At 68.2% G+C, this 12911-nt stretch carries 14 protein-coding genes and 2 pseudogenes; 7 read left to right on the forward strand and 9 right to left on the reverse strand.

Annotation, left to right across the window (positions count from 1 at the left end; all coding sequences use genetic code 11):
• A pseudogene (locus ABZ260_RS33550) lies at positions 1-205 on the forward strand (hypothetical protein); the annotation flags it as partial.
• Positions 206-226: 21 nt separating this feature from the next.
• Here the strand turns inward: ABZ260_RS33550 and ABZ260_RS33555 are convergent.
• The 3 genes from ABZ260_RS33555 to ABZ260_RS33565 all read right to left on the reverse strand — a co-directional run bounded on the left by ABZ260_RS33555 (position 227) and on the right by ABZ260_RS33565 (position 1870).
• The gene (locus tag ABZ260_RS33555) at positions 227-529 is read right to left on the reverse strand and encodes a hypothetical protein (protein ID WP_355625783.1); all 303 of its coding nucleotides are present in this window, start codon (positions 527-529) and stop codon (positions 227-229) included.
• Between the two features lie 310 nt (positions 530-839).
• Positions 840-1061, reverse strand: a complete 222-nt coding sequence (locus ABZ260_RS33560) for a DUF397 domain-containing protein (RefSeq protein WP_355625785.1) — start codon at positions 1059-1061, stop codon at positions 840-842.
• Positions 1043-1870 (reverse strand): helix-turn-helix transcriptional regulator, encoded by an 828-nt coding sequence (locus ABZ260_RS33565; RefSeq protein ID WP_355625787.1) that lies wholly within the window; start codon positions 1868-1870, stop codon positions 1043-1045. Before ABZ260_RS33565 ends, ABZ260_RS33560 begins: the two co-directional genes overlap by 19 nt.
• Before the next feature lie 252 nt (positions 1871-2122).
• Between ABZ260_RS33565 and ABZ260_RS33570 the strand changes: the two genes are divergently transcribed.
• The 4 genes from ABZ260_RS33570 to ABZ260_RS33585 all read left to right on the forward strand — a co-directional run bounded on the left by ABZ260_RS33570 (position 2123) and on the right by ABZ260_RS33585 (position 4114).
• Positions 2123-2539: an ATP-binding protein gene (locus tag ABZ260_RS33570; RefSeq protein WP_355625789.1), complete on the forward strand. Its 417-nt coding sequence runs from the start codon at positions 2123-2125 to the stop codon at positions 2537-2539.
• The gene (locus ABZ260_RS33575) at positions 2539-2775 is read left to right on the forward strand and encodes a hypothetical protein (RefSeq protein ID WP_355625791.1); all 237 of its coding nucleotides are present in this window, start codon (positions 2539-2541) and stop codon (positions 2773-2775) included. Before ABZ260_RS33570 ends, ABZ260_RS33575 begins: the two co-directional genes overlap by 1 nt.
• A 215-nt stretch (positions 2776-2990) precedes the next feature.
• Positions 2991-3128 carry a hypothetical protein gene (locus ABZ260_RS33580; protein WP_355625793.1) on the forward strand — a complete coding sequence of 46 codons (138 nt, stop codon included), beginning with the start codon at positions 2991-2993 and terminating at the stop codon, positions 3126-3128.
• 5 nt (positions 3129-3133) lie between these two features.
• The gene (locus ABZ260_RS33585; RefSeq protein WP_355625807.1) at positions 3134-4114 is read left to right on the forward strand and encodes a GNAT family N-acetyltransferase; all 981 of its coding nucleotides are present in this window, start codon (positions 3134-3136) and stop codon (positions 4112-4114) included.
• 47 nt (positions 4115-4161) lie between these two features.
• Here ABZ260_RS33585 and ABZ260_RS33590 read toward each other — a convergent pair whose 3' ends face one another.
• Both ABZ260_RS33590 and ABZ260_RS33595 read right to left on the reverse strand, forming a co-directional pair.
• Positions 4162-4416, reverse strand: a complete 255-nt coding sequence (locus tag ABZ260_RS33590) for a dihydrofolate reductase family protein (protein WP_355625795.1) — start codon at positions 4414-4416, stop codon at positions 4162-4164.
• Positions 4413-5462 carry a sigma-70 family RNA polymerase sigma factor gene (locus tag ABZ260_RS33595; RefSeq protein ID WP_355625797.1) on the reverse strand — a complete coding sequence of 350 codons (1050 nt, stop codon included), beginning with the start codon at positions 5460-5462 and terminating at the stop codon, positions 4413-4415. Before ABZ260_RS33595 ends, ABZ260_RS33590 begins: the two co-directional genes overlap by 4 nt.
• A 425-nt stretch (positions 5463-5887) precedes the next feature.
• Here ABZ260_RS33595 and ABZ260_RS33600 point away from each other — a divergent pair, with 425 nt between their 5' ends.
• Complete coding sequence (locus tag ABZ260_RS33600; protein WP_355625799.1) at positions 5888-6625, forward strand: hypothetical protein; 738 nt, start codon at positions 5888-5890, stop codon at positions 6623-6625.
• 196 nt (positions 6626-6821) lie between these two features.
• Here the strand turns inward: ABZ260_RS33600 and ABZ260_RS33605 are convergent, their stop codons facing one another.
• The 3 genes from ABZ260_RS33605 to ABZ260_RS33615 are packed head-to-tail and all read right to left on the reverse strand — an operon-like array spanning position 6822 to position 10468.
• Complete coding sequence (locus ABZ260_RS33605) at positions 6822-7595, reverse strand: sporulation protein (RefSeq protein WP_355549396.1); 774 nt, start codon at positions 7593-7595, stop codon at positions 6822-6824.
• 17 nt (positions 7596-7612) lie between these two features.
• Positions 7613-8863, reverse strand: a complete 1251-nt coding sequence (locus tag ABZ260_RS33610; protein ID WP_355625801.1) for an SPFH domain-containing protein — start codon at positions 8861-8863, stop codon at positions 7613-7615.
• Positions 8864-8911: 48 nt separating this feature from the next.
• A complete protein-coding gene (locus ABZ260_RS33615) occupies positions 8912-10468 on the reverse strand; it encodes an SPFH domain-containing protein (protein WP_355625803.1) in 1557 nt (518 codons plus the stop codon).
• 199 nt (positions 10469-10667) lie between these two features.
• Between ABZ260_RS33615 and uvrB the strand changes: the two genes are divergently transcribed.
• Positions 10668-12779 (forward strand): excinuclease ABC subunit UvrB, encoded by a 2112-nt coding sequence (gene uvrB / locus ABZ260_RS33620; protein WP_355625805.1) that lies wholly within the window; start codon positions 10668-10670, stop codon positions 12777-12779.
• A 53-nt stretch (positions 12780-12832) separates the two neighbouring features.
• Here uvrB and ABZ260_RS33625 read toward each other — a convergent pair.
• Positions 12833-12904, reverse strand: a pseudogene (locus ABZ260_RS33625) (hypothetical protein); the annotation flags it as partial.
• Positions 12905-12911 lie beyond the last annotated feature (7 nt).

Below are 12911 nucleotides of genomic sequence, written 5' to 3' on the forward strand. Positions count from 1 at the left end.
GGTCGGCACGACGGCGATGGCCATCTCGGTGGGCTTCGCGCTCATGATCGGCTACTACCTGATGTACACGGCCCGCCGCATCGGCACACCACTTGTCTGTGTCAAGCTGTTCGGTCATGTCCAGGGACGAACGGAGCGCTCCGGGTTCGGCGAGAGCGATGCCCCCACCTTCCAGTCGGGTGGGGAAAGGGGCAGTGCCCGCTGATATTCGGCCTTCCGCCTTCTTTCAGTCTTCGCCGTGATAGGCGCGCAGTTCGCGGCGTGCCTGGTGACGGCTGCGGCGGCGCTCTTCGCGTCGGAAGTGGTACCACTCCCGGCCCCCGTCGCCATAACTGAACAGGTGATAGGCGTAGGCGGTGGCGCTCCAGTAACAGCCGCCCGTACGGTGACTCAGGGACGCGTTGTTGGCGGTGATCTCGTCCGGCAGCGTGCACGACCCGAACCGATGATCATGTACGGGCAGGCAGGTCGCCATCGGCACGTCGGCCATCCGCACCCACCAGGGCCGGGTCTTGTCGGTCTTGCTCATACGGTCACCTTTCGGCTCCATGACGCCCCGGGCTGGGGCTGTCATAAGATCCGATGCATCGTGACCACCTCCGACTTCGCGCACGATATATCGGGACCGAAAGCGACGTTGCCGCTCAGAGAAACTGATTTCGACGTTACTGCAAGCCGCAGGAGCGCGCGTTACGCACAGCTAATTTGCGGCTGATGCCACGGATCCGAGTGGAGGGTCTACGGGGAATCTCAAAGACCGACACCCGACCGCTGGAACGATCGGGTGCGTCTGATCCTCGGAGAAAGACGAAGTCGAAAGTCTGGAGTAGTCCTGCCGGTCAGTCGAAGTGACCGGACTTAACGGCACTGAGGAAGGTACGCCATTCGGTCGGGGTGAAGGTGAGGGCTGGGCCGGTGGGGTTCTTGCTGTCGCGGACGGCGATGGCTCCGGGGAGGTTGCCGGCGACTTCGACGCAGTTTCCGCCACTTCCGCCGCTGAGGGAGCTCTTCTTCCAAGCGGCTCTGGAGAGGTCAGGGCCGGTCAGGTCTGTTGCTTCCACTGGTCCCTCGCTTCTTTGATCATCTCTAGCGACTGGCCAGGACGATGTGCCTCTGCCCGGAGCCGGTCATATCTGTCCCATACGGTGGTTACCAGATTGTGTTCCGCTGACACTTCGCCTTCCCCGGCAGACTCTACGGAGACGGCGGTCGGCGCGTCCGGCATTTGGGCGAGCACGAATCCGGACATCAGGCCTGCGGTGCAGAAGGTGTCGTGGGGAACGAGTTGCACCTTCACGTTCTGCTGGCCCGCAACAGTAGCGAGATGGTCGAGCTGTTCGTACATGACCTCGCAGCCTCCGATAGGGCGGCGGAGGACCCACTCGTCGAGAAGCGTCCACAGGGTGAGCGGACTGTCTCTTCTGAGGATGATTTGCCGCCGCATGCGGGCACTGACCTGGTCCTCGATCTCCTGCTCCGAGGTGGCCAAGTCGCCACGGAAGACGGCTCTCGCGTAGTTCTCCGTCTGGAGCAGGCCGGGGATCAGGAGCGGGTCCCAGCAGCGCAGCACGCGGGCGCGGGGTTCGATCTCTTCGGACCATCTGAGGAACCAGCGCGGCCCGGTGGGGGCGGTGATGTTCCGGCAGAGGTGGGTGAAGTGGTCGTCCGTCTTGAAGATCTTGTCGCAGTGGGCCGCCAGGTCAAGGCTGGGGTTGCGCTTGCCGTTCTCGATGTGTCCGATGAGCGACGTCGAGACGCCCAGATGGGTGGCGAGCCGCTCCTGTGACAGGCCCGCCTCCCTGCGGGCTCGGCCGAGTTCGCGGCCGAAGCGTTGGGCCGGGGTCAGATGTGGGTCGAAGTCGTTTCCCATGTCATCACTCCAACGTTCTGATGACGTCGGCCGTCGAATAAACGACAAATTACTACACCATATGTAGGGGGTCGTCGTTCATTTGTCGGTCGATTCTTTCTGTAATGGCAGCCTAACTCTGTGCACTCTATGGTGCCAAGCCTTTATCTGGACGATGTCAAGGAACTAAATGGACAATTCGCCCGGTTAACGGAGACATTGTGACAGGCGAATTCATGGCGTCTGTGACCTCGCAGGAATAGCGGTGATCCAATGGGCGCTGAAGCGGTTCCCGCGCTCGGTCTGCTGGGCAGTGTCGAACTGCCCGGGGTGGCCGAGTCGGTCGGCACGGCCCGGCGATATGTCAGGGACGTGCTGGAGAACTCGGGTCTGCGGGATACGTACGACGCCGAGCTTCTGGTCAGCGAGCTGGTGTCGAACGCGGTGCGGCATTCGGAGTCGGGACGCGCCGGCGGGCTGGTGACGGTCGTGGTGGCGAACTGCGGCGAGACCGTCCAGATAGCGGTGGCCGACAAGGGCTCCGCCACCTGCGCGCCCGAGATCCCGGCCGAGCCGGACCAGGACGCCGAGGGCGGCCGTGGGCTCTGGCTGGTCAGTGAGGTGGCCCTGTCCTGGGGTTGGCACGAGGGCACGGCGGGCCGCGTCGTCTGGTTCCGGATAGCACGGTGATGAGCGGTGCACCGGACGAGGAGAAAGGCCCGGGGACGATCGCCGTGCTGATCGTCCGCTACGGCAGGCACTGGCTCATCTCCGAGGCGGCCGGAGGCGGCTACTACGCGGTCCGCCGCCACAGCCTGTCCGAGGAGGGCGGCCTGTCCAACGTGATGTGCGCGAGCACTCTCGGCGAAATGGCCCGACGCCTGGCAGCCGAGAGGGAACGTGAGAACAGGCCGTTGGCAGAGTGATTCACGGACCGAGCGCCCAACGGTCAGGCAGGCTTGTTCCCCGGATCGGTTTTGAGGCGTGATCGTATTTTCCTGCGTATCGTGAGGCGGGGGCGGCCGTGGATCTTTCTCTCGTTTCGAGTATTCGTGCTCGGTGCGCGATGTCGAATAGCCGTGGCCGGACTTACGAAGAATCGGTACGCGGAAAAGTTCGCCACTCATGGCGTCCTGTGTCCTTGGGGGACTCCTGGTTCGAACCGCGCGACCCGGACGCGATCCCGAGCCGTGCCACCGCCACACTCGACCACCCCCGGCCCGTCGCGCTCATCCTGAGCGGCGTCACCGGCCACATCGCCGACTACGCCGAGGCGTGACCCGCATGCTGGCCGGTCCCGCCCGCCGCGGCGGGCATCCCCACGGATCGTTCCGCGGTCCTAGGCTGCTGCGGGCGGCCCGGCCACCCTGGGGCCACGGAGATGGAGATACCTTGTCGATTCACATTGATCCGCTGGCCGATACCAGTCCGGGTGCGTCCAGCCGTCGCCTGGTGTGGCTGGCCTCTGACGGCGATGGAGTCCCGGTGGGATCGGCGTTTCTGCGCCTGTTCACCCGTGAGGGTCAGGACCACCTGGCCGAGTTGGAGCTGAACGTGCATCCCGCGGAGCGGCGCAAGGGCGTCGGCTCCGAGTTGCTGGCGCGGACGGTGGCGGGCGCCGAGCGGGAAGGGCGGCGCTGTGTGCTCGCCCAGGCTCGGGCCGGTACGCCGGGTGACCGGTTCCTGGCGGCCAGGGGGTTCAGGAAGGTGCTCGCCCTGACGTACACCAGACTGGTGCCGGCCCAGGCCACCGTGGACACGGTCGCCGACCGGCCGCACGCCGGGTATCGGCTGTGCTCTTGGGACGGGACGGTGCCGGACGACCTGGCCGACACCTTCGCCGCCTCCCGCCGGGCCATGGACGACATGCCGATGGACGACGCCGACTACGGTGTCGTGGTCTGGGACGTCGAGCGGGTCAGGGCGGCCGCCCAGGCCATCGAGGACCGCGGCGAGTCGCTTCACACGGTCGTCGCCATCGACGAGTCCGACGGCTCGATCGCCGGGTTCACCGAGCTGGTCGTCCCCGGTGACGGCAAGGGGGACGGTCAGCACTACGGCACGGGAGTCCTGCCGGAACACCGCGGACACGGCCTGGCCAGGTGGATGAAGGCCGAGGCGATCCGGCAGGTTCGTGAACGCTATCCGGACCTGGGCGGGCTGCTGGCGGACACGGCCGACAGCAACACCCACATGCGGGCCGTCAACGACTCGCTCGGCTACCGGCCCACCCACAAAACCTTCCAGTACCAGCTGGACCTGTGAGGTTCCCGGTGGTGGCCGGGCGTCCCGCCGCCACCACCGGGAACGGCTCAGCCGACGACGCGGAACCGGATGCTCGTCGCGTGCGGCACCTCGGTCAGCTCGACGCGTTCGAGCTTGACGTTGGTCCCGCCCGGGTGGTCGAACAGCCGGACGCCGTCGCCCAGCATGACGGGCACGACGAACACGAGGATCTCGTCGAGCACACCCGCCTCAAGGCACTGCCGGGCGGTGTCGGCGCCGAGGATGTTGACATACCTGTGCGGTTGACCCGTTCTGAGACGGCGGATCGCGCGAAAACTCATCGGTGTTCGGGAAACAGCGTCGTGGGCAGGGCGAACGCCGGGAACAGGCCGAGGTCGTGGAAGGCGGTGGCCTCCACGATCCGGTCGTCCTCGATCCGCATCACGGAGATCCCGAAGGCGCTGTAGGCGGGCTCGCCGGGGCGCCGTACGTAGGTCGCCAGGGCCGGCTGCCGGTTGGCCCGGGTGGGCACCATCCGGAACCGGCCCACGTAGTCGGGTGAGCCGGTGTCCCAGCTCGCCGCCAGCGCCGTCATGACCGCGTCGCGCCCCCGGAACCACATGGGCCACGGCGGCATCGCCGTCCGTACGTCCTCGGCCAGCAGGTCGGCGACCGCGGCGAGGTCGGCGCGTTCCATCGCGTCCATGTAGCGCCGCAGCACCGCCCGTTCCCGCTCGGTGGGCCCGGTCGACGGCGCCCAGTCCAGGCGGTGTTCCGGCAGGTGCTCCTTCAGCGTCGTCCTGGCTCGCTGCAACGCGCTGTTCACCGAGGCCACGCTGCCCTCCAGCAGCGTCGCGGTCTGCTTGGCGGGCCAGCCGAGCACGTCGCGCAGGATCAGCACTGCCCGCTGCCGGGGCGGCAGGTGCTGGATCGCGGCCAGGAACGCCAGCTCGATCGTCTCCCTGGTGACAGCCACGGATTCCGGCTCGGTATCGCTCGGCGCGACCGGCTCCCACAACCGGTCAGGGAACGGCTGCATCCACGCGATGTCGGTACGGGGCGGCAGCGAGACGCTCGGATCCGACGGCCCGGACAGGTACTGGGGGAGTACCCGGTGCGCCCGGCCGTCGAGGACGTCGAGGCACGCGTTCGTCGCGATCCGGTACAGCCAGGCCCGGAACGTCGAGCGCCCCTCGAAACCGCCGAGGCTCTTCCACGCGCGCAGGAACGTCTCCTGCACCAGGTCCTCCGCCTCGTCGAACGAGCCCAGCATCCGGTAGCAGTGCACCCGCAGCTCACCCCGGTGACGCTCGACGAGCGCCGCGAACGCGGGCTCGTCGCCCGCCCGCGCGGCGTCCACCACCGCGTCGCCGTCACCCGTGCCCATCAGCCGCCCCTCGCCCCTACCCCGGCCGCCGGTCGAACTCTGGCAGAAACCCTACGACAGACTCGCCCGGCACCTGGAACCCGGCGGTGAGGGTCGACTGATCCTGTCGGGCCTGCCGAACGTCTCGTCCCGCTGACCCGTGCCGAGCTCCTGTTCGCCTTCGGAACAGCGATTCCGCAGGTGGATGACGAAGGATTTCGCGTTCTGAGTCCTCCGTCGCGCGTCTTCACGTCGTCCTGCGAAACCGGGGCCGTGCTTGAGATCGCCCTGGTTCCGGTATCTCTCGGACGGTCTGGCGATAGGGTGCACACGTGCGTTGATCTTCCGGGCGGCGGCCAGGTGCCGCCGCGGACGGCGTGGGCGATCCCGGCAGACGGGGCCGCCCCGGCAGGCATACCCGCCACCATCCCACCGGAGATCACCCGATGCCCGCTCAGCGGCCCCTCACCTACCACGCGTTCGTCGAACTCGCCGCCGCCGACCCCGCCGTCGTCGGCCTCGTCCTCAAGGGCTCCCACGCCCACGACGACATGACCACCGACCACTCCGATCACGACCTGTACGTGGTTCTCGCCGACAGCGCGACAACGGACCTCACCCGGTTCACCGGCCACCGCACTCCCGAGCTCGACCTCGTCATCATTTCCCTCGCCGAGTTCCGCGCGGCCGGAATGCCAGGCTTCGAGCGCTACGCCCTCGCCCGCGCCCGGGTCGTGCTCGACCGGCTCGACGGAGGCATCGCCCGGATCCTGGCCGCCAAGGCGCGGCTCGATGCCGATGAGGCGTTCCGGGGATCCGGTGAATGGCTCGACGCCTATGCCAACTCCCTCTACCGCTCCGTCAAGAACGACCGTGACGGACACGCACTCGCCGCCCGTCTCGACGCCGCCGACAGCATCCGATTCTTGCTGGAGCTGCTCTTCGCGCTCGACCGTCGCCCATGTCCCTACAACAGGTACCTGGAATGGGAACTCGCCCGATACCCGCTGCCCGGCTGGGACACCGGAATGCTGCTGGACGCCGCGGACCACATCTTGGGAACGGGCGACGTGCCCCTGCAGCGGCGCCTCTTCGCCCAGGTCGAGTCGGCGGCCCGCCGCGCCGGGCACGGCGCGGTGCTGGACGCATGGGGTGAGGACCTCGACCTGATGCGACCGCGATAGGGCATGCCACGAACGGCCCCCGCGGTGCCGCTCGCGCCGCTGGATGCGGCTTGTCTGTCCCGGAGGATCGAAAGCGGGCTGCCAGGCCGGCGTACGAGTCGTGGTGCGAGGTGGTTCCCGTCTCCCGCCGGCCGGACAGGCCGCGGCCCGGCCACCGGGTGGTGGTGGCCGGGCCGGGACCGTGACGCGAGAAAGGTCAGAACCAGCCGCGTTTCTGGGCCATGGCCTGGAGGCCGGCGCGCAGCGACTGCTCTACCTGGCCCGGGTGGTCGTTGTAGTGGACGGTGAAGCGGCTGTAGGTGTCGTGGCTGGAGGACAGGAAGCCGCCGCGCTTGTCGGCCTCCAGGATGACGTCCATCGCCTGGGGGCCGGCGATGAAGGTCAGCTCCAGCTCGTTGAAGTGGCGGTGGTACTCGCCGCCCGCGTAGTACTCGATCTCCTGGAAGAACGGCATCCGCGAGCCGTGCAGGGTGCCCCGCTCCAGGTCGGCCTTCTTGAAGCGGAAGCCCATCCGGTCCAGCGCGCCGAGCAGGTGGTCCTGGGCGGGCAGCGGGTTGACGAACAGCGGGTCGAGGTCGCCCTTGTCGAGCGCACCGGCCAGGGCCAGCTCGGTGGAGACGCCGAGCTGCATGCCGCGCAGCGGGTGGCCGCCGATGGCGCTGATCGGGGTCTCCCAGGGGACCTGGATCTGGAAGGGGGCCGACTGCGGGGCGCCCGCGGCCAGGTGGAACGGTCCGGTGATCTGCTGGCGCAGGAAGCTGTAGGTCGACTTGTACTCGTTGTCACCGCTCTCGACCTCGACCACGGCGGTGAAGTCGATGAAGATGCCCTCGACCTTGTAGTCGGAGCCGCCGCCACGGAAGTTGACCTGCCCGCGCAGGACCTCGCCGGGCCGCACGTGCGAGTTCTGCAGGACCGTGTCGACCTCGACACCCGCCCCGAACGCGGCCATCAGCTTGCGGAACACCATCTTGACTCCAGGTTTTCTCAGGGGACTTGGTTCGGCGGGGCGACCTGGCCGTTGCCGCCGCCCAACTGGGGCAGGAGCTGGGCCAGAAGCAGGGTGGACAGCGCGGAGGTGTCGCCGGAGGCGCCGGTGGTGCGGACGACGACGGGACGAGGTGCGCTCTCCGCGAGTTTGGCGCCCACGTCGAGCCTGCGGCGGGCCAGCTCGTACTGGAGCACGGCGCGGTTGTCGCGGTAGGAGTCGGCCAGCCTGCGCAGCCCCTTCGCCTCGTTCTCGGCGGAGGTGAGCTCGGCCCGGCCCTTGGCCTCGATCTCCCAGCGCACCCGCTGCGCCTCGGTCTCGTGCTCCTCCAGCATGCGGGCGACGTCCTTACGCGCTGTGTTGGCGGCGGCTCGTACCTCGACGATACGCGCGTCCCGCGTCTTCTTGGAGCGTTCGATCTCCATCAGCAGGGTGTCGATCCTGCGCTTGCGGGTGAGCTCCCACTCGCGCTCGAAGGCCGACAGCTCCTTGGCGACCTTCTCCCGGGTGGCCAGGTGCTGCTGGTACTGGTCGGGCAGCTGCACGTCGGGGATGTTGGCGCCGGTGATCCGCACGCCGTACCGGCCGAGCTGGCGGGTGAGGAGTTCCTGCATGTCGCCGACGTCGGAGCCGCGCAGGTCGTAGGCGCGCTCGGTCCGCACCTGGCGGCTGCGCTGGCGGATGGCGTCCTGTACGGCGCTGCTGAGCACCAGGTCGAAGTTGCCGGCACCGATCGTACGGACGAAGGCCACCGGGTCGACGATGCGGAACTTCAGGAAGAACTCGATCGACTTGAGCGGGACGTTCTCCGCGGTCGGGCAGGCCACGATCGGCGCGGAGTAGGGGATCTCGGTGGAGGTGTCCACCACCGCGTCCACCCGGTCCCACGGCAGCCACAGGTAGTGACGGCCGGGAGGCAGCGTGCCGACGATCGCGCCCCACCGGCTGCGCACGCCGGTGGTGCCCTCCTCGATCTCGATGATCGCCCGGCGCCAGAGCCAGATCAGCGCCACGACCAGGAAGAACACCGCGCCGACCGCGGCCAGCAGGGAGAACACCCCGTCGGCGAGCGCGGCTGTACCCGCCAGGTAGAGGGCGAAGAACAGCAGCGTCACCCAGGCGAAGCCGCGCCGGTCCTTGGGGATCACCACCGGGACCAGCCGGCCCGACTCGCCGCCGCGCAGCAGCTGGCGGATCTCCGACCAGGAGGCCAGGGATTCCTTGATCTTGGAGAATTCTCCGTTGCTCACTGGGTCCTCACCGCTCCTCGTTCGCCTCGTGGTCCGTTCCGGTGCACGTCAGTCCTCATCTCGTACGGGAGCGGCGACGTCGGCGGGCGGGTTGAGCAGGGCGGCGATCTCCGCCCCGCGCTCCTCGACACGGCCGCCGATCTCGGCCATCCGCGCCCTGATCGCGGCCATGTCCGCCTCGGAGAACAGCTGCGCCTCGCGGCTGCCGACCAGTTGCCTGGCCAGCGCGAGCAGGTCGAGGTCGACGTCCTCGCCGACCTGCACCAGGCGCGGCAGGTGCGAGGCGACGGACTCCAGCTTGTCGAGCAGGTCCTGCTGGAACCGGTAGTCGAGGATCTCCGGCGCCTCGGCGGCGCTCAGCGCGCGGATGTCCAGCGCCTGGGCCTCCAGCAGCGCCGCGTTGGCCTTGGCGGTGGACTCCGCCTCCACCAGCCGCTGGCCCGCCTGGGCCTTCGCCTGGTGCGAGGCGCGCTCCAGCGCGGTGTCCATCCGGGCCTGGTATCCGGCGATCTCGGCGTGGATGGCCGACAGCTGCTCCTGCAGGCCGGCCAGCTCCTTGATCAGGTCGCCCTCGTTCTGCTCCTTGCGGAGCTGGAGCTCGTACTCGTAGGTGTACGCCTCCTTGGCGACCCTGATCATCTCGGGGGCGGCCAGGTCCATCCGGTACTCCTGGCTGGACGGCTCGGCGTGCGTGATGTTGACGTCGGTGAGCCGTACGGCGGGCAGGAACTGCTGGTTGAGGTTGTCCAGCATGCCCATCGTGCTCTCGCCGACCAGGTCGTAGATCTCCTCGGCGCGCTGGGAGTAGATCAGCGAGCGGGTGACCTCGCTGATGGCGTTCTGCAGCTTGGCCTGGAAGCCGCTGACCGAGCCGAGCACGAAGATGAACTCGGCCGGGTCCTCGATCCGGAACTGCAGGAACAAGTCGACGCTGGCCTTGACGCCCTGCTGGGTGGGAGCCTCGCGGATGGGCGCGTTGAAGGGGTACTCGCGGGTGGTGTTGACGATGTAGCTGACCCGCTTCCACGGGTTGAACAGCGTCACCCGGCCCGGCTCGGCGATCTGCACGAGCTTGCCGAACTTGGTGATCAGGGCCTTGCAGCCCTCGGGCACCATGACCACGCTCCTGCGCCACCACAGGAACACCGCGGCCAGCACCAGCACGGCCCAGTAGTGCGGGCCGAACAGCACCCGGGCCCCGTCCGGGAGGCCGGTGGCGACCAGCCCGACCAGGCCGAGGCCGGCCAGCACCACCAGCGGGATGATCACCTTGGCGGCGCCGCTCTTGGGGATGACCACGGGGGAGATGACGTGGACGGGCTCGCCGTGCTGGCCGTTGCCGCTGAAGCTCCGGTTGACGATCTCGCCGGCCTCGTTGAGCGGCGCGCTGCGGGCCTCGATGATCGTGCCCGGGGAGGCGCCCTGGTCACGGGCGGCGGCGAAGTCGGAGGGGTTGAGCGCGAAGCCCTCGCTCCCGGCGGCCCCGGGACTTCCGGCGGCCTGCCCGGTCACCTGCCCGGCGAACTGTCCGACGGCCTGCCCGACCACCTGGCGCATGTCGCCGCCTTGCCCTATCGTCTGGGCCGCGGCCCTCGCGTACTGCATGGCTTCTCTTGGCCGGGACATCACACCTCCGAGGTAGTCATATGTCGAAAGCTCGATATATCACGCTTTGTAAGCGCAGGCACGCCGGCCAGTAAAGAGGACCCCGCTTGCGGTTCACTTGCTTTGCGGTTAAGCCGGCCTCCCAGGCGGGAGACGGTACGGAGAAGGATTGTCGGTCACGCCGCCTACAGTGGAACAGGTGAGGCCGGTAACAGATTTGCAGCGCAAGGTGGCCCCCTTCGAGGTCGTCACCGACATGACCCCTTCGGGCGACCAGCCCACCGCGATCGCCGAGCTCGAACGGCGCGTCAAGGCGGGTGACAAGGACAACGTCCTGCTGGGCGCCACGGGTACGGGCAAGACCGCCACGGTCGCCTGGCTGATCGAGCGCCTCCAGCGGCCCACCCTGGTCATCCAGCCCAACAAGACGCTCGCCGCGCAGTTCGCCAACGAGCTGCGCGAGATGATGCCCAACAACGCGGTCGAGTACTTCGTCTCCTACTACGACTACTACCAGCCCGAGGCGTACGTCCCGCAGAGCGACACCTACATCGAGAAGGACTCCTCGATCAACGAGGAGGTCGAGCGGCTGCGTCACTCGGCGACCAACTCGCTGCTGACCCGCCGCGACACGATCGTGGTCGCCTCGGTCTCGTGCATCTACGGCCTGGGCACCCCGCAGGAGTACGTCGACCGCATGGTCAGGCTCAAGGTCGGCCAGGAGATCGAGCGCGACAGCCTGCTCCGCCGCCTCGTCGACATGCAGTACACCCGCAACGACATGGCCTTCACCCGTGGCACCTTCCGGGTGCGCGGCGACACCGTCGAGATCATTCCCAAGTACGAGGAGCTCGCCGTCCGCATCGAGATGTTCGGTGACGAGATCGAGAAGCTCTCGACCATGCATCCCCTGACCGGCGAGGTGATCACCGAGGACACCGAGCTCTACATCTTCCCGGCCTCCCACTACGTCGCGGGCGCCGAGCGGATGGAGAGCGCCGTCCGGGGCATCGAGGCCGAGTTGGCCGAGACGCTGGAGACCATGGAGCGCCAGGGCAAGCTCCTTGAGGCCCAGCGGCTGCGCATGCGCACCACCTACGACCTGGAGATGATGCGCCAGATCGGCACCTGCTCCGGCATCGAGAACTACTCGCGCCACATGGACGGCCGCGAGCCGGGCAGCGCGCCCAACACCCTGCTCGACTACTTCCCCGAGGACTTCCTACTGGTCCTGGACGAGTCCCACCAGACCGTCCCGCAGATCGGCGCGATGTACGAGGGGGACGCCTCCCGCAAGCGCACGCTCGTCGACCACGGCTTCCGCCTGCCGTCCGCGATGGACAACCGCCCGCTGAGGTGGGAGGAGTTCCTGGAGCGGATCGGCCAGACGGTCTACCTGTCGGCCACCCCGGGCCCCTACGAGCTGGGCCGCTCCAAGGGCGACGTGGTCGAGCAGGTCATCCGGCCGACCGGCCTGATCGACCCCGAGGTGATCGTCAAGCCGACCAAGTCGCAGATCGACGACCTGATCCACGAGATCCGCACCCGCACCGAGAAGGACGAGCGGGTCCTGGTCACCACGCTGACCAAGAAGATGTCCGAGGATCTCACCGACTACCTGCTGGAGCTCGGCATCCGGGTCCGCTACCTGCACAGCGAGGTCGACACCCTGCGCCGCATCGAGCTCCTGCGCGAGCTGCGGATGGGCGAGTTCGACGTGCTGGTCGGCATCAACCTGCTCCGTGAGGGACTCGACCTGCCCGAGGTGTCGCTGGTGGCCATCCTCGACGCCGACAAGGAGGGCTTCCTCCGTTCGGAGACCTCCCTGATCCAGACCATCGGCCGCGCGGCCAGAAACGTCTCCGGCCAGGTGCACATGTACGCCGACCGGATCACCCCCTCCATGGAGCGGGCGATCGACGAGACCAACCGCCGCCGGGCCAAGCAGACCGCCTACAACGAGGCCAACGGCATCGACCCGCAGCCGCTCCGCAAGAAGATCGCCGACATCCTCGACTCGCTCAACCGGGAGGACGCCGACACCGCCCAGCTCCTCGGCGGCAGCGGTCGCCAGCAGTCGCGCGGCAAGGCACCCGTCCCCGGTTTCGCGGTCAAGCAGGCGGGCCAGCACGCCAGGGCGATCGCCGGAGAGATGCCCAGGGCCCAGCTGGAGGCGCTGATGGAGTCGCTCACCGAGCAGATGCACCAGGCCGCCGCCGACCTGCAGTTCGAGGTCGCCGCCCGGCTCCGCGACGAGATCAAGGAGCTCAAGCGGGAGGTCCGCGACATGCGCGAGGCCGGCGTGTCCTGAACCGGTCCCAGGCCGTCCCTCGTGTGGTTCGCCGCGGGCCCGGGGCCCCGTTCCATCTCGCGGATCGAGCGGGAGCTGACACCGGCCCGTTCGGCAAGCGCCTCCTGCGTGAGCTGACGGTGCAGCCGATGA

The organism is Streptosporangium sp. NPDC006013 (assembly GCF_040614275.1).
GTDB lineage: Bacteria > Actinomycetota > Actinomycetes > Streptosporangiales > Streptosporangiaceae > Streptosporangium.